This is a genomic window from Pseudomonas sp. TREG-RG-20F-10-E-6-01 (assembly GCF_022662455.1).
GTDB lineage: Bacteria > Pseudomonadota > Gammaproteobacteria > Pseudomonadales > Pseudomonadaceae > Aquipseudomonas.
Map to the genome: position 1 here is coordinate 1 of NZ_JAKNQP010000002.1, position 16,965 is coordinate 16,965.

General features: G+C 57.4%; 22 protein-coding genes, 1 tRNA gene and 2 pseudogenes. 5 read left to right on the forward strand and 20 right to left on the reverse strand.

What is annotated here, in order from left to right:
- Positions 1-514: 514 nt before the first annotated feature.
- Positions 515-1,147, reverse strand: a complete 633-nt coding sequence (locus L8K08_RS06305) for a lysis system i-spanin subunit Rz (protein ID WP_242196376.1) — start codon at positions 1,145-1,147, stop codon at positions 515-517.
- 152 nt (positions 1,148-1,299) lie between these two features.
- On the opposite strand from L8K08_RS06305, the gene L8K08_RS06310 reads away from it, so the two are divergent.
- Positions 1,300-1,833 (forward strand): hypothetical protein, encoded by a 534-nt coding sequence (locus tag L8K08_RS06310; RefSeq protein WP_242195113.1) that lies wholly within the window; start codon positions 1,300-1,302, stop codon positions 1,831-1,833.
- 34 nt (positions 1,834-1,867) lie between these two features.
- Here L8K08_RS06310 and L8K08_RS06315 read toward each other — a convergent pair whose 3' ends face one another.
- From L8K08_RS06315 to L8K08_RS06330, 4 genes and pseudogenes are all read right to left on the reverse strand, one after another.
- Positions 1,868-2,056, reverse strand: a complete 189-nt coding sequence (locus L8K08_RS06315) for a hypothetical protein (RefSeq protein ID WP_242195115.1) — start codon at positions 2,054-2,056, stop codon at positions 1,868-1,870.
- Positions 2,056-2,286: a hypothetical protein gene (locus tag L8K08_RS06320; protein ID WP_242195118.1), complete on the reverse strand. Its 231-nt coding sequence runs from the start codon at positions 2,284-2,286 to the stop codon at positions 2,056-2,058. Before L8K08_RS06320 ends, L8K08_RS06315 begins: the two co-directional genes overlap by 1 nt.
- A 57-nt stretch (positions 2,287-2,343) precedes the next feature.
- Positions 2,344-2,682, reverse strand: a complete 339-nt coding sequence (locus tag L8K08_RS06325) for a hypothetical protein (RefSeq protein ID WP_242195123.1) — start codon at positions 2,680-2,682, stop codon at positions 2,344-2,346.
- Positions 2,682-2,810, reverse strand: a pseudogene (locus L8K08_RS06330) (chemotaxis protein); the annotation flags it as partial. The gene L8K08_RS06325 and the pseudogene L8K08_RS06330, both read right to left, overlap by 1 nt.
- On the opposite strand from L8K08_RS06330, the pseudogene L8K08_RS06335 reads away from it, so the two are divergent.
- A pseudogene (locus tag L8K08_RS06335) lies at positions 2,804-3,586 on the forward strand (tyrosine-type recombinase/integrase); the annotation flags it as partial. The pseudogenes L8K08_RS06330 and L8K08_RS06335 sit on opposite strands and share 7 nt — an antisense overlap.
- 70 nt (positions 3,587-3,656) lie before the next feature.
- On the opposite strand, the gene L8K08_RS06340 reads toward L8K08_RS06335, so the two are convergent.
- The 9 genes from L8K08_RS06340 to thrS form a co-directional block, all read right to left on the reverse strand.
- Positions 3,657-3,733: transfer RNA gene (locus tag L8K08_RS06340), tRNA-Pro, on the reverse strand.
- 90 nt (positions 3,734-3,823) lie between these two features.
- Complete coding sequence (locus L8K08_RS06345) at positions 3,824-4,180, reverse strand: MerR family transcriptional regulator (protein ID WP_003174972.1); 357 nt, start codon at positions 4,178-4,180, stop codon at positions 3,824-3,826.
- Entirely contained in the window at positions 4,161-4,463 is a 303-nt protein-coding gene (gene ihfA, locus L8K08_RS06350; RefSeq protein ID WP_002553164.1) for an integration host factor subunit alpha, read from the reverse strand. Before ihfA ends, L8K08_RS06345 begins: the two co-directional genes overlap by 20 nt.
- A gap of 3 nt (positions 4,464-4,466) precedes the next feature.
- Positions 4,467-6,845, reverse strand: coding sequence for a phenylalanine--tRNA ligase subunit beta (gene pheT / locus L8K08_RS06355; RefSeq protein ID WP_242195127.1), 2,379 nt, complete (start codon positions 6,843-6,845; stop codon positions 4,467-4,469).
- A gap of 26 nt (positions 6,846-6,871) precedes the next feature.
- Entirely contained in the window at positions 6,872-7,888 is a 1,017-nt protein-coding gene (pheS, locus tag L8K08_RS06360) for a phenylalanine--tRNA ligase subunit alpha (protein ID WP_057721572.1), read from the reverse strand.
- Between the two features lie 109 nt (positions 7,889-7,997).
- Complete coding sequence (gene rplT / locus L8K08_RS06365; RefSeq protein WP_053257052.1) at positions 7,998-8,354, reverse strand: 50S ribosomal protein L20; 357 nt, start codon at positions 8,352-8,354, stop codon at positions 7,998-8,000.
- A gap of 30 nt (positions 8,355-8,384) precedes the next feature.
- Entirely contained in the window at positions 8,385-8,579 is a 195-nt protein-coding gene (gene rpmI / locus L8K08_RS06370; protein WP_002553160.1) for a 50S ribosomal protein L35, read from the reverse strand.
- Positions 8,580-8,639: 60 nt separating this feature from the next.
- Positions 8,640-9,191, reverse strand: coding sequence for a translation initiation factor IF-3 (gene infC, locus L8K08_RS06375; RefSeq protein WP_015884933.1), 552 nt, complete (start codon positions 9,189-9,191; stop codon positions 8,640-8,642).
- Positions 9,191-11,113, reverse strand: a complete 1,923-nt coding sequence (gene thrS / locus L8K08_RS06380) for a threonine--tRNA ligase (RefSeq protein ID WP_119742672.1) — start codon at positions 11,111-11,113, stop codon at positions 9,191-9,193. Before thrS ends, infC begins: the two co-directional genes overlap by 1 nt.
- 368 nt (positions 11,114-11,481) lie before the next feature.
- On the opposite strand from thrS, the gene L8K08_RS06385 reads away from it, so the two are divergent.
- Together L8K08_RS06385 and L8K08_RS06390 are read left to right on the forward strand one after the other, a co-directional pair.
- The gene (locus L8K08_RS06385; protein ID WP_106580537.1) at positions 11,482-11,793 is read left to right on the forward strand and encodes a hypothetical protein; all 312 of its coding nucleotides are present in this window, start codon (positions 11,482-11,484) and stop codon (positions 11,791-11,793) included.
- A 292-nt stretch (positions 11,794-12,085) separates the two neighbouring features.
- On the forward strand, positions 12,086-12,298 hold the full coding sequence (locus L8K08_RS06390) for a cold-shock protein (protein ID WP_003234260.1): 213 nt from the start codon (positions 12,086-12,088) through the stop codon (positions 12,296-12,298).
- A 74-nt stretch (positions 12,299-12,372) separates the two neighbouring features.
- Here the strand turns inward: L8K08_RS06390 and L8K08_RS06395 are convergent, their stop codons facing one another.
- Entirely contained in the window at positions 12,373-12,693 is a 321-nt protein-coding gene (locus L8K08_RS06395; RefSeq protein ID WP_106580536.1) for an I78 family peptidase inhibitor, read from the reverse strand.
- A gap of 143 nt (positions 12,694-12,836) precedes the next feature.
- The gene (locus L8K08_RS06400; protein WP_145165847.1) at positions 12,837-13,142 is read right to left on the reverse strand and encodes a hypothetical protein; all 306 of its coding nucleotides are present in this window, start codon (positions 13,140-13,142) and stop codon (positions 12,837-12,839) included.
- 157 nt (positions 13,143-13,299) lie between these two features.
- On the opposite strand from L8K08_RS06400, the gene L8K08_RS06405 reads away from it, so the two are divergent.
- Positions 13,300-13,512, forward strand: coding sequence for a hypothetical protein (locus L8K08_RS06405; RefSeq protein ID WP_032886978.1), 213 nt, complete (start codon positions 13,300-13,302; stop codon positions 13,510-13,512).
- Positions 13,513-13,545: 33 nt separating this feature from the next.
- Here the strand turns inward: L8K08_RS06405 and L8K08_RS06410 are convergent, their stop codons facing one another.
- The 4 genes from L8K08_RS06410 to L8K08_RS06425 are packed head-to-tail and all read right to left on the reverse strand — an operon-like array spanning position 13,546 to position 16,965.
- Positions 13,546-14,574: a nucleoside hydrolase gene (locus L8K08_RS06410; RefSeq protein ID WP_106580533.1), complete on the reverse strand. Its 1,029-nt coding sequence runs from the start codon at positions 14,572-14,574 to the stop codon at positions 13,546-13,548.
- A gap of 26 nt (positions 14,575-14,600) precedes the next feature.
- The gene (rbsD, locus tag L8K08_RS06415; RefSeq protein ID WP_145165845.1) at positions 14,601-15,005 is read right to left on the reverse strand and encodes a D-ribose pyranase; all 405 of its coding nucleotides are present in this window, start codon (positions 15,003-15,005) and stop codon (positions 14,601-14,603) included.
- Positions 15,002-15,919, reverse strand: a complete 918-nt coding sequence (gene rbsK, locus L8K08_RS06420) for a ribokinase (protein ID WP_242195130.1) — start codon at positions 15,917-15,919, stop codon at positions 15,002-15,004. Before rbsK ends, rbsD begins: the two co-directional genes overlap by 4 nt.
- 23 nt (positions 15,920-15,942) lie before the next feature.
- Positions 15,943-16,965 carry a LacI family DNA-binding transcriptional regulator gene (locus L8K08_RS06425; RefSeq protein WP_242195132.1) on the reverse strand — a complete coding sequence of 341 codons (1,023 nt, stop codon included), beginning with the start codon at positions 16,963-16,965 and terminating at the stop codon, positions 15,943-15,945.

Below are 16,965 nucleotides of genomic sequence, written 5' to 3' on the forward strand. Positions count from 1 at the left end.
ACTGAGTTTGCTATACATATGTATGCACTCGAATGGTGGAGCATCCTTGGCTCGGACTTTTAGATTTTTAATGCAAAGATCGAATGATGTCGTATCGACATCACTCTTTATCGACTGCTAGTGCCCTAGCTTGAGTGGCGCTCTCAACAGGCATCAAATTTACTGGAGTGCGCCTTAAGACATGAGTCTGGGCATCACGTTTAGTCAACAGAAAGCCCCCCATAGCAGGCTGCCACCCCTCACGGGAAGCGGAGCCAAAGCTGCAGAATGGTTGGAGTCCGCTCGATCACTGCTTGTCTCCCACTCATAACCTGTAACCGCTGGTGGACCGGTGATCGAGCTTCTAGCAAAACAATGGCTCATTGACATCATCGCAACCATCCGACACCCCCTATTTAAGTGTAGGAATGTTGAAACAGCGGTTAGGAAAACCCCTACCCCAATGCGCTGGTCACAAAATCGACGGCAGCGATGAGCAAGACAAAAGCGCCAAAAAGGACTGCTTACCCATAACTTAATAACTCCTCCAGTGCGAAGTTAAAATGCTTTTCACATAACCCTGACAGGCCCGCAGCGCGATCAATCCTTGGTCGCCGGCGTCGGTGATGCCGATAATTCTTTGAGCATGCGCTGGGTCAAGTTGGGCTCGACGGGCTGCATGAACCACGGTGCCGGCGGCGGTAGGCACGTTGCAGCCACTGGCTGGGTCGTCGGCAAGGAGGACTGACAGCCGCACATCAGCAGTGGCAAGGCGATCGCGCAGAAGAGCCTGGTTGCGTTGAGCATCGGATAGTTCTCGGGTGTGTTGTTGGTCCTGGGCCGCGAGATCCTGCTCGATGGCCAGGCGCTTGCTCTGTTCTGCGCGGGCTTGCGCGCTGGCGGCTTTAGCTATTGCGGCCAAATCATCCTTGTGCAGGCCGGCCTGCTCGGCGAACCAATCGCGCATCTGTTGCTCCATCCGGGCTTTCTGCCAACCGCCGGCGCGGAACGCTACCTGTTCGGCCTGGCCAAGAACTATTCTGCCCTGCTTCTCGAAGCTCGATGACGCCCACATCACCCGGATGTCTGCATCCAATAGGTGGGCATGGTCTTCGTTGTGAATGCTACCGGTTTCGGCAAGGATCTCGGCTTGGAGCCAGTCCCACACCTCTGGAGCTGGGGTCAGGCGAATATTGTGAGAAGACAAAATCTAAGGGATCGAGCAACGAAGCAGCAGGCATCGGCCTTTTCACGACTCCCCCATAACGTCTTTGAGATGGTAGGTTCTCGTGCGTAACGAACGACCTAGAGCTTAATGAAATGAAAGACCTGAGCCATCAAAAACCTAAGCCCCTAAGATTCAAACTTCTTAGCTTGCTAAAGGACGGGACGTGGTTTGCAAGCTTCACAGTACTGTTAATTTTTGCGATCAATGTCGTAGATGAACGAAGTCAACTTAGAAGCGACGTCAAACACCTGACTGACACGTTGGCGGAGGTGAGAAAGGACCTTGAGTCAGCTCACCTCGAAAACAAGCAGCTCAACGATTCACTGCTCCAAAGCCGAATCGATCTCGCCACGAAAGAGGTTCGTCTCGAAGAGTTCGATAAACAACTCGCCTCCATCAATCGGGACGCTTTGAACTCTAAGGCAGAAGCTGAAACCTACAAAGCACTCACGGCATCTGATAAACGCTGCGAACCCTACAGGCAAGATATTTCAAGACTGGAGAGCAAACTCGCTATATCGGCACTGGATGTATTCTCGACTCGAGGAGAGCAGCGCAAAGAGACACTGGCGGCGCTGGAACGGAGCAAAGACTCATTGGATGCTTGCATGGGGATAAAACGTTAACTGCCTGATCTCACCCCAGCTCCTTAACGGCTATTCAACTCACCATGATGTGGGTTTGTACGTGTGCGTGCCCTTGCAGCTCCGCGACGATCAGCCCTTGAGGGATTCCGGCGACCCGAGCAGCGTCGACCGCCTTGGCGGTGGCCACATCCAGGTCGGTCAGTGCCTTGTTGATGTCCTGGCTCATCGGCAGCGCGTGGCGCAGGCGGGTTACGTTGCTCATCAGCTGAACGGATCGGCAGGTTTAGCGATCAAGCGCACAAACCACATGAAACCCTGCTGCAGATTGGACTTTGCCAACGCTAACAGTCGCGGGTCAACGCCTTCAATCTGGCCGATCTGCTTGAACAGCTCGCCGGCGTCGGCTTCCAGAGCTTTGATCGAGTTCATGCCGTCGATCTCGGACTGACTCAGGTCGCGGTAGCCGGTGATTTTCTTGTGCTGTTTATCCATGGGGGATTCCTCATGATTGCGCGCCACGATTTGGCGCATTCGAAAACGTGGCGCGGATTACGGCGCCTGCCGCTCTACCGCTTCGCTGACCTTCTCGGCCGCCTTGCTAGCGGTATCAGCCACCTGGACTGCGGAGCGTGAAGCGTCTTGCACCTTCACTGCAGCGTCCTGGGTCTTCTCGGCCAGGGTAGTCAGTCGCAGGTCGCGCTTGCCCAGTGCGGCGTCGTAAGCGGCGCGAACCTCGGCAAGCTGTTTGGTCTGCTCGCTACTGGCGGACCACACGCCGGCTTGGTAGCCAAGTGTCAGCCCGCCGAACACCAGCAGGATCGCAATGACCCATACTTCGGTGCGCCGCCACCAATGGCGGGCGATGAAGTTGATTGCGCATCTGTCCATCAGTTGATGCCTCCCAGCTTGGTTCGCAGTCGGGCGATCTCTTCGCCCTGCGAGGTGACCGTTGCCGTGAGCTGCGCGACCTGGCTTGTGAGGGATTCGATCTTCCCTTCCATGCGCCCTACTGCAGCGCGTCGTCAGGATTTTAAACCTATGCCACCGCAAGTGGCGCGATGCTGAAAAGCGGCCGTGGCTGGAGAGCGTGCCGATGATATCGATGCTTGAGGAAAAGAGGTCTGCCCGGAAACCGTACCCGATGTCCTGGGAAGAGCAGGCGATTCTGTTCCCTGAACTGCCGGATCACCTGTTGAGGATGGCCCTCTATAAGGTGAACACGGGGTGCCGGGAACAGGAAGTGTGCAAGTTACGATGGGAGTGGGAAATACGGGTGCCGGATCTGAACACCAGTGTGTTTTTGATACCTGCCGGATTCGGTGGGCGAAGTGATAAAGCTGGGGTAAAGAACGGCGATGAACGCCTGGTGATCTTGAATAGAGTGGCGATGAATATCATCGACAAGCAGCGCGGCCTGCATAAAGACTTGGTGTTCCCCTACGGACAGCCAGATCAATATGGGGCCACCACCATGGACAGAATGAACGACACGGCCTGGAGGAAGGCCAGGAAGCGCGCGGCGGACAAGTGGGAAGTAGCCAACCAGTCGCCGGCGCATCCAGGGTTCAGGTCATTTCGGATTCACGATCTGAAGCACACCTTTGGCAGAAGGATACGTGCAGCAGGTGTGACAGAGGAAGATCGGAAAGCATTGTTGGGGCACAAGAACGGCAGCATTACGAGCCACTATTCTACCCAGGAGCTGCAGCACCTGATTAAGGCTGCGAACAAAGTATCGGCAACTGACTCTCGCGGGCCAGCGCTGACTATCTTGAGGAGGAAATCGGGATGATCCCCCCGCAAAAGTCCCTATGCATGAAAAAGCCGAACTGGTTAGAGTTCGGCTAAGTCATTGAAAAATATGGTCGGGACGGAGTGATTCGAACACTCGACCCCTAGCACCCCATGCTAGTGCGCTACCGGACTGCGCTACGCCCCGACTAGGCGTGTTACTGGGTTCGCTTCGCTACGAAGCGATCCGGAATATACCGCAAGCTTTTGAAATGTGGAAGTATTTTAAAAGCCGACGTTATTTCTTCAAGACCACCAGCACATCTTCGAGTTCGGAGATCATCTGGCGGATCAGTTGCTTGTATTGGGTGGTGTCGTCTTTGGCTTCATCACCGGACATGCGCTGGCGCGCGCCACTGATGGTGAACCCCTGGTCGTACAGCAACGCACGGATCTGTCGGATCATCAGCACATCCTGGCGCTGATAATACCGACGGTTCCCGGTGCGTTTGACGGGGTTGAGTTGAGGAAACTCCTGCTCCCAATAGCGCAGCACGTGCGGCTTGACCGCACAGAGCTCGCTGACTTCACCAATGGTGAAGTAGCGTTTGCCTGGGATGACGGGTAGTTCGTCGTTATGACTTGGTTCCAGCATAAGCCTCAACTCGGGCCTTCAACTTCTGCCCTGGACGAAAGGTGACCACACGGCGAGCCGTGATCGGGATTTCTTCTCCCGTTTTTGGATTGCGGCCAGGCCGCTGGCGTTTGTCCCGCAGGTCAAAATTGCCGAAACCGGACAATTTGACCTGTTCGTTGTCTTCCAGAGCGTGCCTGATTTCTTCAAAAAACAGCTCGACCAATTCCTTGGCTTCGCGTTTGTTCAGACCCAGCTCTTCGTACAGACGTTCCGCCATCTCAGCTTTCGTCAAAGCCCCCATACGTCACTTCCTTAACGTGGCGTTCAACCTTTGTTCAAGCGAGGTGAGGATATTTTGTGTCGTGGTATTCACCTCATCGTCATTAAGAGTGCGCGATGGATGCTGCCAGGTCAAGCCAACTGCAAGGCTTTTTCTATGCGGATCAATGCCTTTACCCTGATAGACGTCAAATAGCCTGAGGTCTGTCAGCCATTCCCCTGCATTTTCACGGATTACATCCAGAACGGCAGTGGCGGCGACTTCGCGATCGGCGATCAGGGCCAGGTCACGACGCACTTCAGGGAAGCGCGACAACTCGCTGAATTTAGGCATCTTGCCCGACGCAACTTCCGCCAAGACCAGCTCAAAAACGAATACCGGACGGTCCAGGCCGAGGGTTTTCGACAGCTCCGGGTGGATGGCACCTACGTAGCCCACCAGGCGCCCTTCGCGTTCGATACGCGCAGTCTGGCCTGGGTGCAACGCTGGGTGGCTGCCCGGCACGAACGTGAAATCGTCAAGCGCGCCGGCAAAGCCCAATACCGCTTCCACGTCAGCCTTGACGTCGAAGAAGTCCACGGCGTCGCGGCCTTGGGCCCAGCCCTCAGGCAGGCGGCTGCCGCACACCACGCCAGCCAGCATCGGTTCTTGTTTCAGGCCGTCGAGTTGGCCGACAAAACGCAGACCGCTTTCGAACATGCGCACGCGGTCTTGCTGACGGTTAAGGTTGTGGGACAGTGCCTTTACCAGGCCCGGCCACAACGACGAACGCATGGCCGCCATGTCGTTCGAGATCGGGTTAGCCAACAGCAGTGGCTCGACGCCCGGGTTGAACAGCTCGAACTGTTTAGGATCGATGAAGCTGTAGGTCACCGCTTCCTGGTAGCCACGGGCGACCAGCAGGCGACGCAGCTCCGGCAGGTGCGCACGGGCTTCAGCTTTAGGCTGCGGCGCCAGGCGCGCTTGCGGGTAGCGAACCGGCAGGCGGTTGTAGCCATACAGGCGGGCCAGTTCTTCGATCAGGTCGACTTCCAGGCTGATATCGAAGCGATGGCTTGGCACTTCGACGTGCCACTGCCCTTCCCCGCTCGCGGCAATGCTCAGGCCGAGGGCCGACAGCAGTTGCTCGATCTGAGCCGGCTCGATTACCAGGCCGAGCATTTGCTCGACGCTCTTGGCGCGCAAGGTGATCGGTGCAACGGATGGCAGGTGCTGCTCGCTCACGGTTTCAGTGATCGGGCCAGCTTCGCCGCCGGTGATTTCCAGCAGCAGGCCAGTGGCGCGCTCCAGGGCTTCACGCGCCAGCTTCCAGTCCACGCCACGCTCATAGCGGTGCGAAGCATCAGTGTGCAGGCCGTAGGAACGGGCTTTGCCAGCGATGGCGATCTGATCAAAGAACGCACTTTCAAGGAAAATATCACGCGTGGTCGCGGACACTCCGCTGTGCTCGCCACCCATCACGCCAGCAATGGCCAGGGCGCGGGAATGATCGGCGATCACCAGGGTATCGGCGCGCAGGGCCACTTCCTGGCCGTCGAGCAAGACCAGTTTCTCGCCTTCTTCGGCCATGCGGACGCGAATGCCGCCGTTGATTTCGGCGAGATCGAACGCGTGCAGCGGTTGGCCCAGCTCCAACATCACGTAGTTGGTGATGTCGACGGCAGCGTCGATGCTGCGTACGTCGGCGCGGCGCAGGCGCTCAACCATCCACAGCGGGGTTGGCTTGGACAGGTCGACGTTGCGGATCACACGGCCCAGGTAACGCGGGCAAGCGTTGGGAGCCAAGACCTCGATCGGGCGCACTTCATCGTGCACAGCGGGCACGGCGGCAACCACCGGACGAGTAACCGGGACGTTATACAACGCACCCACTTCGCGTGCCAGACCGGCCAGGGACAGGCAGTCGCCACGGTTCGGGGTCAGGTCGACCTCGATGCTGGCGTCTTCGAGTTCCAGGTAAACGCGGATGTCCTGGCCCACTGGCGCGTCGACCGGCAGTTCCATCAGGCCGTCGTTGCCTTCGCCCACTTGCAGCTCAGCCTGGGAGCACAGCATGCCGTTGGATTCAACGCCACGCAGCTTGGCTTTCTTGATCTTGAAGTCACCCGGCAGTTCGGCGCCGATCATGGCAAACGGAATCTTCAGGCCCGGGCGCACGTTAGGCGCTCCGCACACGACCTGAAACGTCTGCGCGCCGTCACTGACCTGGCACACACGCAATTTGTCGGCATCCGGGTGCTGCTCGGTGCTCAGCACCTCGCCCACCACGACGCCGCTGAAAACACCGGCGGCCGGCGTGACGCTATCGACCTCAAGACCGGCCATCGACAGACGAGCAACCAGCTCGTCGCGATCTACCTGCGGGCTTACCCAGCCACGCAGCCATTGTTCACTGAATTTCATCCTGCTCTCCTAAAGATTCGTTACGACTAGCGAAATTGCGCGAGGAACCGCAAGTCGTTGTCGAAGAACAGACGCAAGTCGTTCACGCCGTAACGCAGCATGGCCAGGCGCTCAACGCCCATGCCGAAGGCAAAGCCCGAGAACTCTTCCGGGTCGATCCCGGACATGCGCAGCACGTTAGGGTGAACCATGCCGCAGCCCATCACTTCCAGCCAACCGGTCTGTTTGCAGACGCGGCAGCCTTTGCCGCTGCACATCACGCATTCCATGTCGACTTCAGCGGACGGCTCGGTGAACGGGAAGAACGAAGGACGGAAACGCACCGCCAGCTCTTTCTCGAAGAACACCCGCAGGAATTCTTCGATGGTGCCTTTGAGGTCGGCGAAATTGATGTCGCGATCAACCAGCAGGCCTTCGACCTGGTGGAACATCGGCGAGTGGGTGATATCCGAGTCGCTACGGTACACACGGCCTGGGCAGACGATGCGGATCGGCGGCTTGGTCGCTTCCATGGTGCGGACCTGTACCGGCGAGGTATGGGTGCGCAACAGCATGTTCGCGTTGAAATAGAAGGTGTCGTGCATCGACCGGGCCGGGTGATGGCCTGGGATGTTGAGCGCCTCGAAGTTGTGATAGTCGTCTTCGACCTCAGGGCCTTCGGCAATGCCGTAGCCGATGTGGGTAAAGAACTGCTCGATACGCTCCAGAGTCCGGGTGATCGGATGCAGACCGCCCGAGGCCTGGCCACGGCCAGGCAGGGTCACGTCAATGGACTCGGCGGCGAGTTTGGCCGCAAGATCGGCCTCCTCGAGCGACGCCTTGCGCGCATTGAGAACCTCTGTGACACGCTCCTTGGCAACGTTGATCAGCGCACCGACTTGCGGACGCTCTTCAGCCGGCAAATTCCCCAGGGTCTTCATCACCTGAGTCAATTCACCTTTCTTGCCAAGGTAGTGAACCCGGATTTGCTCCAGGGCATTTACATCTTCAGCGCTTTGCACAGCCTCAAGGGCTTGAGCGACGAGCGCGTCCAGGTTTTCCATGTACAGACTCCAGATACAAAATAGGGGAAGAGCTTGAAGGCTCTTCCCCTATTTATGACGTTTACCACCTTGAGCTGCAGGAGCAGCCCAGGGTGACTGTCGGGGGTACTTAAGCCAAGGTGGCTTTAGCTTTCTCGACAATCGCAGCAAACACCGCTTTATCGTTCACGGCCAGTTCAGCCAGAACCTTACGGTCGATTTCGATGGACGCTTTTTTCAGGCCAGCGATGAAACGGCTGTAGGACAGACCGTTAACACGAGCACCAGCATTGATACGAGCGATCCACAGAGCGCGGAACTGACGTTTTTTCTGACGACGGTCACGGTAGGCGTATTGGCCTGCCTTGATTACCGCTTGCTTGGCAACACGGAATACGCGTGAGCGTGCGCCGTAGTAGCCTTTAGCGAGTTTCAGAATTTTTTTGTGACGTTTACGGGCAATGACGCCACGCTTTACACGAGCCATGAGTTACTTCCTCTAGTCTTGATCCAAAAATTAACGAAGGCGCAGCATGCGCTCGACTTTTGCCACGTCAGACGGATGCAGCAAGCTGCTACCGCGCAGTTGACGCTTACGCTTGGTCGACATTTTGGTCAGGATGTGGCTCTTGAAAGCGTGCTTGTGCTTGATACCGTTAGCAGTTTTCAGAAACCGCTTAGCAGCACCACTTTTAGTCTTCATCTTTGGCATGTTCGGATACTCCGCATTCAGTTGATAAACATAATCAGAAGGCCTGCCGTGCCCTGTTGATTACTTCTTCTTTTTCGGGGCGATGACCATAATCAGCTGGCGTCCTTCCATCTTAGGATGCTGCTCGACGGAACCGTACTCCAGCAGGTCAGCTTCAACCCGCTTGAGGAGTTCCATCCCCAGCTCCTGGTGGGCCATCTCACGGCCGCGGAATCGCAAGGATACCTTGGCCCTGTCCCCATCACTCAGGAAACGTACCAGGTTGCGCAGTTTTACCTGGTAATCCCCTTCCTCCGTCCCTGGACGAAACTTGATTTCTTTTACTTGAATCTGCTTCTGGTTCTTCTTCGCTGCGGCAACCTGTTTCTTCTTCTCGAAGATCGACTTGCCGTAGTCCATCACCCGGCAAACGGGTGGGATTGCATCGGCGGAGATTTCCACCAGGTCCAATTTGGACTCTTCAGCAATACGAAGCGCTTCATCAATCGAGACGATGCCAATCTGCTCGCCGTCAGCGCCAATTAACCGAACCTCGCGTGCCGAGATATTCTCGTTGATCGGGGCTTTCGGTGCAGCTCGTTTATCTTGTCTCATTTCACGCTTAATAATAATTACTCCGAATCTGGGCGACCACGCCGGGAAACCGCTTGCGCGAGGAACTCAGCGAACTGGGCGACGGGCATCGAGCCCAGGTCAGCACCTTCACGAGTACGCACAGCGACAGTCTGCATCTCGACTTCCCGATCTCCGATAACCAAAAGATAGGGAACCTTGAGCAAAGTATGCTCGCGGATTTTAAAGCCGATCTTTTCATTTCTCAAGTCGGACTTGGCACGAAATCCGCTTTCGTTGAGAGTTTTTTCAACTTCAGCCGCAAAATCTGCCTGTTTATCAGTGATATTCATGATCACTGCCTGGGTCGGAGCAAGCCACGCAGGGAACGCACCCTCGTAGTGCTCGATCAGGATTCCGACAAACCGTTCGAACGAGCCAAGGATCGCTCGGTGCAACATAACCGGGTGTTTCCGGCTGTTGTCTTCGGAGACGTATTCGGCTCCCAAACGGATCGGCAGGTTAAAATCGAGCTGCAAAGTACCACATTGCCAGACACGACCAAGACAATCTTTCAGCGAGAACTCGATTTTCGGACCGTAGAAGGCGCCCTCACCCGGCTGCAGATCGTACGCAAGGCCCGCGCTGTCTAGGGCTGCGGCCAGTGCAGCTTCGGCGCGATCCCACAGCTCGTCGGAGCCGACGCGTTTTTCCGGACGAGTGGACAGCTTCATTTCGACTTCGGTGAAGCCGAAATCGCGATAAACGTCCATGGTCAGCTTGATGAACGCGGCGGATTCAGCCTGCATCTGCTCTTCGGTGCAGAAGATGTGTGCATCGTCCTGAGTAAAGCCGCGCACGCGCATGATGCCGTGCAGCGCACCCGATGGCTCGTTACGGTGGCAGGCACCAAACTCGGCCAGACGCATCGGCAACTCGCGGTAGCTTTTCAGGCCCTGGTTGAACACCTGCACGTGGCATGGGCAGTTCATCGGCTTGATGGCGTAGTCGCGGTTTTCCGACTGAGTGGTGAACATGTTGTCGGCGTAGTTGGCCCAGTGCCCGGACTTTTCCCAGAGGCTGCGGTCAACGACCTGCGGAGTCTTGATCTCCAGGTAGCCGTTTTCGCGCTGAACCTTGCGCATGTACTGCTCGAGCACCTGGTACAGGGTCCAGCCGTTCGGGTGCCAGAACACCATCCCAGGCGCTTCTTCCTGAAGGTGGAACAGGTTCAGGCGCTTGCCGATCTTGCGGTGGTCGCGTTTTTCGGCTTCTTCAATGCGCTGGATGTAGGCCGCCAGCTGCTTTTTGTCAGCCCAGGCCGTGCCGTAGATACGCTGCAGTTGCTCGTTCTTTGCATCGCCGCGCCAGTAAGCGCCGGACAGCTTGGTCAGCTTGAACGACTTGAGGAAGCGCGTATTCGGCACGTGCGGGCCACGGCACATGTCGACGTATTCTTCGTGGTAATACAGGCCCATCGCCTGCTCGTCCGGCATGTCTTCCACCAGACGCAGCTTGTAGTCTTCGCCACGCGCGGTGAACACATCGATCACCTCGGCGCGCGGCGTGACCTTCTTGATTACGTCGTAATCTTTTTCGATCAGCGCGTGCATGCGCGCTTCGATAGCGGCCAGGTCGTCCGGAGTGAAAGGACGCTCGTAGGCGATATCGTAATAGAAGCCTTCATCGATAACCGGACCGATCACCATTTTTGCGGTGGGGTACAGCTGTTTAACCGCATGGCCGATCAAGTGCGCGCAAGAGTGGCGAATGATCTCCAGCCCCTCTTGATCCTTGGGCGTGATGATTTGCAGGCTGGCGTCGCTGGTGATCAGGTCGCTGGCGTCTACCAGCTTGCCGTCGACTTTGCCGGCTACGGTGGCCTTGGCCAGGCCTGCACCGATAGAAGCGGCGACCTCGGCTACGGATACCGAATGATCGAATGAACGTTGACTGCCGTCGGGAAGAGTAATAGTTGGCATGGCGCCTCCTCTCCTAGTGGTGACCCCTACCAAAGGTCACGTGGGTTGGGATGAGCCAGTACAAGATCCAACACCAGGCCGTTCAATGATGAACGCCTGCCTTACAGCGGCAGGAGCCTTTCGGCCAACCGATAATCGAACCAGAGTGACTGGAGTGAGCTAAAAAGAACATGGCAAGGCGGCAATTTGGCACGCCTGGAAATAGCCAGGCCGAGGATGCTAGCACAGATGAACGGTCATCGTGCTGGCGCCGCCTTTCTGAAAGACAAATTCGAGGCTTTATAGGTGCAAAAGTGAACTTGAGCTGTACGCCATGCCTCAAACACACCGAGAATCGCTGTTCGTCCTCGACCCAAAGGAGCATCCACATGATGCGTTTCACCTCGACCCTCGCTCTCGCTGCTTCCCTGGCCTTCCTGTCGCTCGGCGCCCAGGCAGCCGCCCCATCGAACTGGCCAACCGGCGCTCGCGACAACTTCATCAAAGATTGCAGCTCGGCAGCCCAGCAAAGCGTGGACGCCAAAACTGCCAAAGACCATTGCGAATGTGGCGCTGACAAGATCAACGCTGAATTGAGCACCGCAGAGATCAAGGAGCTCATGACCAACCAGAACGCAGATCCGGCGCTTAAGAACAAAGCTGTCGCGGCTATTTCGTCCTGCAAAGTCGTGAAGAAATAATCAGAACGACCACTGATCAGACGGCCGTCGCGCTGAAAAAACAGCCTGAAAACTGCCATTTCGCACAAATTACGCAGCTTTTACGGCTTTTTTTAACAGCTGATATTTCGCACCAAAGCCCCGTAAATCGGGGCTTTCAGCCAGCCCAGGCAGCAAATGCAACGCTATTGATTAGCAAACAATGCCTTGGGGGGGCTCCCAAGTCGAACATTTCGACTATGATAGCCAAGTGTGCCCAGTTGGCCTGAGCAGCACAGCACTACTGAAAATATATGTTTCTTGGAGATACACCATGTCTAATCGCCAAACCGGCACCGTTAAATGGTTCAACGATGAAAAAGGCTTCGGCTTCATCACTCCTCAAGGTGGCGGTGACGACCTGTTCGTACACTTCAAAGCTATCGAAAGCGACGGTTTCAAAAGCCTGAAAGAAGGCCAAACCGTTTCCTTCGTGGCTGAGAAAGGCCAAAAGGGTATGCAAGCTGCACAGGTTCGCGGCGAGTAATTCTCCGCTGAGCTAAAAAAAACCCCGTCCATGTGACGGGGTTTTTTATGGGCGCTACAAAAGTGCCGAGGTTCTTAGCCGCAGTTGACTCGCGTGATCACCAGATTGTCATCGGTGTTCAGGTTCAGGCGGTCGGAGCGGTATTCCAGGGTGATCATGTCATTAGGCTTGAGGATACGTGCGTTCTGCGCACCGGCACGTGTACGCGCCTGCTCCAGCAATTGGGGCGAGGCTTTCTGGCCGATCGCGAACTCGGCGGCCTTCGCCTCACAGCGGCTATGACCGGCATCGGCCACGGCGGCGTCTTTGGCTGGCTCAGAGGTACCCGGGGTGCTGCAACCCGCCAACGCGAATGCTGCCAACAAAGTACCGAATGATGCGAGCTTCCAAGGCATGAAGCCTCCTATGATAAAAATGGACAGAGATCGTGCGACAGCGATCTGGGGGATTGGTTTCAAGACGTGAATCGCCCGCAGGCAAGTCTGCCTGACTCAGGCCGAGCATTCGCTCGGTCAATCGTCACCAGATATGAATGTATTCAGTAGATGTCGATGTAGTCGAACGGCGGCTTCGGCCAGTTTTGCTTGAGCGCGTTGAATATCTGCATGACCCAGACTTCATCACTGGCCGCTACGTTACCGACATAACCGGAGCCTTTGGCCCAGGTCTCAAGGCGAAACAGCAAGCCGGCGATATCAGTGCCGCCCACCACGCCTGACGAGATGTAGGCAATCCCGGCCTTGGTCACCCGCAGCTGGGTATGCTGGTCATCGCTGGCGCTGGCCAGCAACTGACGAACAGCCTCCAGCGTCAGGTTCTCGGGGTTGTTCAAATCGATCTGCACCTGGCGTTCCCCGGCAATTAAACAGGGCCACAGTGTCGCACAGCACATGCCTCATGCCTAAGTAGCAGTGCCAAACGCCACCCAAAAATGGTTAACTGCGCCGGTAAAAGCCGCGTTTTAGCGCACTACCCAGTACTTTCAACCCCGCGAGACACCCATGACCACTGTTACCCTCCAAGCCGACATCAAAGCCAAGTGGCCCCAAGGACAAAGCTCCTACAGCCCCGGAAGCCCGGAGGAGTTGGCAATCATCGGAATCGACCTGCTGGTCAAGGAACTCGGCACTCAGGCTGCACAGGCCTTCATCGGCCAGGTATTCGAAAAATACCCGGCCGATCACATGGGCGCACACAACCCAGAGCGCGAATAAGAACCGGCCGACGAACGCCGACCGGCACACACATTACTTCAGACGCGCCAGACGCTCGGTCAGCAGATCGAAGAAGCCCTGAGCATCGCCGTTCTCGACCCAGAAGGCATTCTTCGGCTGCTTCAGGCCATCGTACCAATCGACAATGGTCTGGCCGAAGGTCGGGCCTTCACGGCTGTCCACCACCACATTGACTTCACGGCCGCTGAACAGCTCAGGTTTGAGCAGGTAGGCAATAACGGTGGCATCGTGAACCGGGCCGCCTGGAATGCCGTAGTGCTCCATATCGCCTTTGACGTATTCATTCAGAATATCGCCGACGACTTTGCTCGCGTTGTTGTTGATATCGGCGATTTGCTTGAGGCGCGCTTCACTGGTCAACACCTTGTGGGTGACGTCCAGTGGCAGGTAAGTCAACTTGACGCCGCTTTTGAGCACGACCTCAGCCGCAATAGGGTCGGCAAACAAGTTGAATTCGGCCACCGGCGTGATATTGCCGCCGTTGAAGTGCGCACCGCCCATCACCACCACTTCCTTGATGCCTTGGGTGATTTCCGGAGCCTGGGTCAACGCCAGCGCCAGGTTGGTCTGTGGGCCGAGCATGGCGATGGTGATGCTGTGGGGCTTGGCGGTGCTCAGGGTTTTGATCAGGTAATCAACGGCATTGCCTTCGGCCAGGCCTTTTTTCGGCTCGTGCACGGTAACGCCCGAAATACCCTCTTTACCGTGAATATTCTCGGCGTAGATCGGCGTGCGCAGCATCGGTTTTGGCGCCCCTGCGTACACCGGAATATCCTCGCGCCCTGCCCATTCGCGGGCCAGGCGCGCATTGCGGGAGGTTTTGTCGAGGCGCACGTTACCGGCGACGGTGGTCAGCGCACGAATATTCAATTCCTGTGGAGAGGCCATTGCAAACAGCAAGGCCACTACATCGTCAGCACCCGGGTCGGTGTCGATGATCAGGTCGATTTTTTCCGCCGCGTGGGCGCTGGCTGCTGTGAGCGCGGACAAAAGCAGGACACTCCGAAACAGGTTTTTCAGGGATGGAAGACCACGTTGCATGAAACACTCCTTGTCGTAGGAAATCTCTAGAAAGTTACGCCGGACACCAGCGCGATATTGCAATAAGGCTGGCACTCGCCGGTGCGCACGACGGCGCGAGCCTTGCGGCTCAGTTGCTTGAATTCTTCGTGGCTGACCAGGCGTCGCTCGCCCAGGGCTGCCTGCTCGGTCAGGGTGTTGAGCGCAGTGAGTGCAGGCGGTTGCTTGAGCAGGATTTCTTCGGCCAGTACGTGGCTTTCCACCTGCATCTCGCTGAGCACAATGCGCAGGGTGCTGATGAAGTCAGGAATACCTTGGGTCAGCGCCAGGTCGATCAGCTCGACACCCGGCGGCACGGGCAAGCCGGCATCGCCGATCACCAGGACGTCACCGTGACCGAGAGACGCAATGACACGCGACAGGGCAATATTGAGCAGCGGTGTCTTTTTCATGAGGGCACAAAACCTTGAACGTCATGCAGCGTGGGAATAGAGGGTTGCGCACCGGCGCGAGTCACAGACAGCGCTGCGGCCACCTGACCAAAGCGGATGGCCTCGGCTTCGCTCTTGCCATTGGCGAGCGCGGCGGCAAACCCGCCGACAAAGGTGTCGCCCGCCGCCGTGGTGTCCACCGCCTTGACCTTGGGCGCCACCAGATGCTCAAAGCCTTGGCCATCGGCAAACAATGCGCCCTGGGCACCGAGGGTGATGATGACCTTGCCCGCGCCTGCCTTGATCAACTGCGTCGCAGCGACCTTGGCACTGTCGAGAGAGTCGACCGTCACGCCGCTCAAGGCGGCGGCTTCACTTTCATTGGGAATCAGGTAGTCAATCGAGGCATACCATTCGGCCGGCAAAGGGCCGCTGGCGGGTGCCGGATTGAGGATCACCGTCTTGCCCAGTTCACGTCCACGCTTGAGGGCCTGGCCTACCGTGTCCATCGGCGATTCCAGCTGGCAGACGATGACGTCGGCGGCCTGCAACACTGCGTCAGCCCGTTGCAACGAGGCTGGCGTCAGCGCACCGTTGCCACCGGCCACAATCACAATTGCGTTCTGACTGCTGTCATCCACCACAATCAACGCCACGCCGCTGGAGCCGTCTACCGTGCTCACGGCCTGGCAATCAATGCCCTCCACCACCAGCGCATCACGCAATTGGGCGCCGTAGGCATCAATGCCGACACAGCCGACCATCGCCACATCAGCGCCCAGACGCGCAGCAGCCACTGCCTGGTTGGCGCCCTTGCCGCCGGGGACGGTAGAGAACGTTTGGCCGATCAGGGTTTCACCGGCACGCGGCAACCGACTGGCGCGGGTGACCAAGTCCATGTTCAAGCTGCCTATTACCACTACTTTTGCTGGCATACATCAGTACTCATCAATTCGGTTCAGCGGTATTGGGCGAACACACCGGCGACCGGCGCCGTCGACTCACGCAAAACAATACTCGGCGTCACGATACGTTGATCGATCGGCAGTTGGGGGGTTGCAATTCTTCGCAGCAAAAGCTCGGCCGCCGTTTCGCCCAGTTGCACGATCGACTGCCCGACCGTGGTCAAAGCCGGGTATACGTAACGGCCCATTTGAATATCATCGAAACCAATCACCGACAATTCGCCAGGCACGCGAATATTGCGCTCTGCCGCAGCGCGCAACACGCCGAAACCGATCATATCGTTACTGGCGAAGATCGCGCTCGGTGGATTGTCCGCCAGCAACCGCACGGCTGCGGCATACCCGCCGGTGCTGGTGAAGTCGCTCTCTTGAGTGCGATTGGCCGCCACTTGCACGCCCGCCTCACGCAGCGCCCGGTGATACCCCGCCAGACGCATTTGCGCCACGCGGGTGTGGCCGGGGCCACCAATGCAGGCGATGTCGCGGTGACCGAGTTCAAGCAAGTGCCGGGTCGCCAGGTAGGCGCCCTCCTCGTGATCGATGCGCACCAGATCGACATCGATGCCATCCAGCGCACGGTCGACGATCACCATGGGCGTGCGCACCGCGCTCAAGCCAGCGGCAAGGCCACTGTCGTCGCCCCCTACCGAGGTCACGATCAAGCCGTCGATGCGCTTTTCGAGCAACACGCGCAAGTAGCTGCGCTGTTTTTCAGCGTTGTCGTCGGAGTTGCAGAGGATCACGCAATAGCCATTACGCTCGCAGTAATCCTCGATCCCGCGGGCCAACTCGGCAAAATACGGGTTGAGGCTGTTCGGCACCAACAGGCCGATGGTGGCGGTGGTCTTGGCCTTGAGCGATCGCGCGACCGCACTGGGCACATAATCGAGCTGCTTGATTGCCGCTTCGACCTTGATCCGCACAGGCTCACTCACCGGCCGCGTCTTGTTCACCACATGGGACACGGTGGTGTAGGAAATACCCGCAAGCGCTGCCACATCCTTGATCGTCGCCAT

Coding starts and splice junctions, on each gene's coding strand:
- L8K08_RS06310 (WP_242195113.1), top strand. CDS start 1,300: ATGAAAGACCTGAGCCATCAAAAACCTAAGCCCCTAAGATTCAAACTT.
- L8K08_RS06315 (WP_242195115.1), bottom strand. CDS start 2,056: ATGAGCAACGTAACCCGCCTGCGCCACGCGCTGCCGATGAGCCAGGAC.
- L8K08_RS06320 (WP_242195118.1), bottom strand. CDS start 2,286: ATGGATAAACAGCACAAGAAAATCACCGGCTACCGCGACCTGAGTCAG.
- L8K08_RS06325 (WP_242195123.1), bottom strand. CDS start 2,682: ATGGACAGATGCGCAATCAACTTCATCGCCCGCCATTGGTGGCGGCGC.
- L8K08_RS06345 (WP_003174972.1), bottom strand. CDS start 4,180: ATGCTGGAACCAAGTCATAACGACGAACTACCCGTCATCCCAGGCAAA.
- ihfA (WP_002553164.1), bottom strand. CDS start 4,463: ATGGGGGCTTTGACGAAAGCTGAGATGGCGGAACGTCTGTACGAAGAG.
- pheT (WP_242195127.1), bottom strand. CDS start 6,845: ATGAAATTCAGTGAACAATGGCTGCGTGGCTGGGTAAGCCCGCAGGTA.
- pheS (WP_057721572.1), bottom strand. CDS start 7,888: ATGGAAAACCTGGACGCGCTCGTCGCTCAAGCCCTTGAGGCTGTGCAA.
- rplT (WP_053257052.1), bottom strand. CDS start 8,354: ATGGCTCGTGTAAAGCGTGGCGTCATTGCCCGTAAACGTCACAAAAAA.
- rpmI (WP_002553160.1), bottom strand. CDS start 8,579: ATGCCAAAGATGAAGACTAAAAGTGGTGCTGCTAAGCGGTTTCTGAAA.
- thrS (WP_119742672.1), bottom strand. CDS start 11,113: ATGCCAACTATTACTCTTCCCGACGGCAGTCAACGTTCATTCGATCAT.
- L8K08_RS06385 (WP_106580537.1), top strand. CDS start 11,482: ATGATGCGTTTCACCTCGACCCTCGCTCTCGCTGCTTCCCTGGCCTTC.
- L8K08_RS06390 (WP_003234260.1), top strand. CDS start 12,086: ATGTCTAATCGCCAAACCGGCACCGTTAAATGGTTCAACGATGAAAAA.
- L8K08_RS06395 (WP_106580536.1), bottom strand. CDS start 12,693: ATGCCTTGGAAGCTCGCATCATTCGGTACTTTGTTGGCAGCATTCGCG.
- L8K08_RS06405 (WP_032886978.1), top strand. CDS start 13,300: ATGACCACTGTTACCCTCCAAGCCGACATCAAAGCCAAGTGGCCCCAA.
- L8K08_RS06410 (WP_106580533.1), bottom strand. CDS start 14,574: ATGCAACGTGGTCTTCCATCCCTGAAAAACCTGTTTCGGAGTGTCCTG.
- rbsD (WP_145165845.1), bottom strand. CDS start 15,005: ATGAAAAAGACACCGCTGCTCAATATTGCCCTGTCGCGTGTCATTGCG.
- rbsK (WP_242195130.1), bottom strand. CDS start 15,919: ATGCCAGCAAAAGTAGTGGTAATAGGCAGCTTGAACATGGACTTGGTC.
- L8K08_RS06425 (WP_242195132.1), bottom strand. CDS start 16,965: ATGGCGACGATCAAGGATGTGGCAGCGCTTGCGGGTATTTCCTACACC.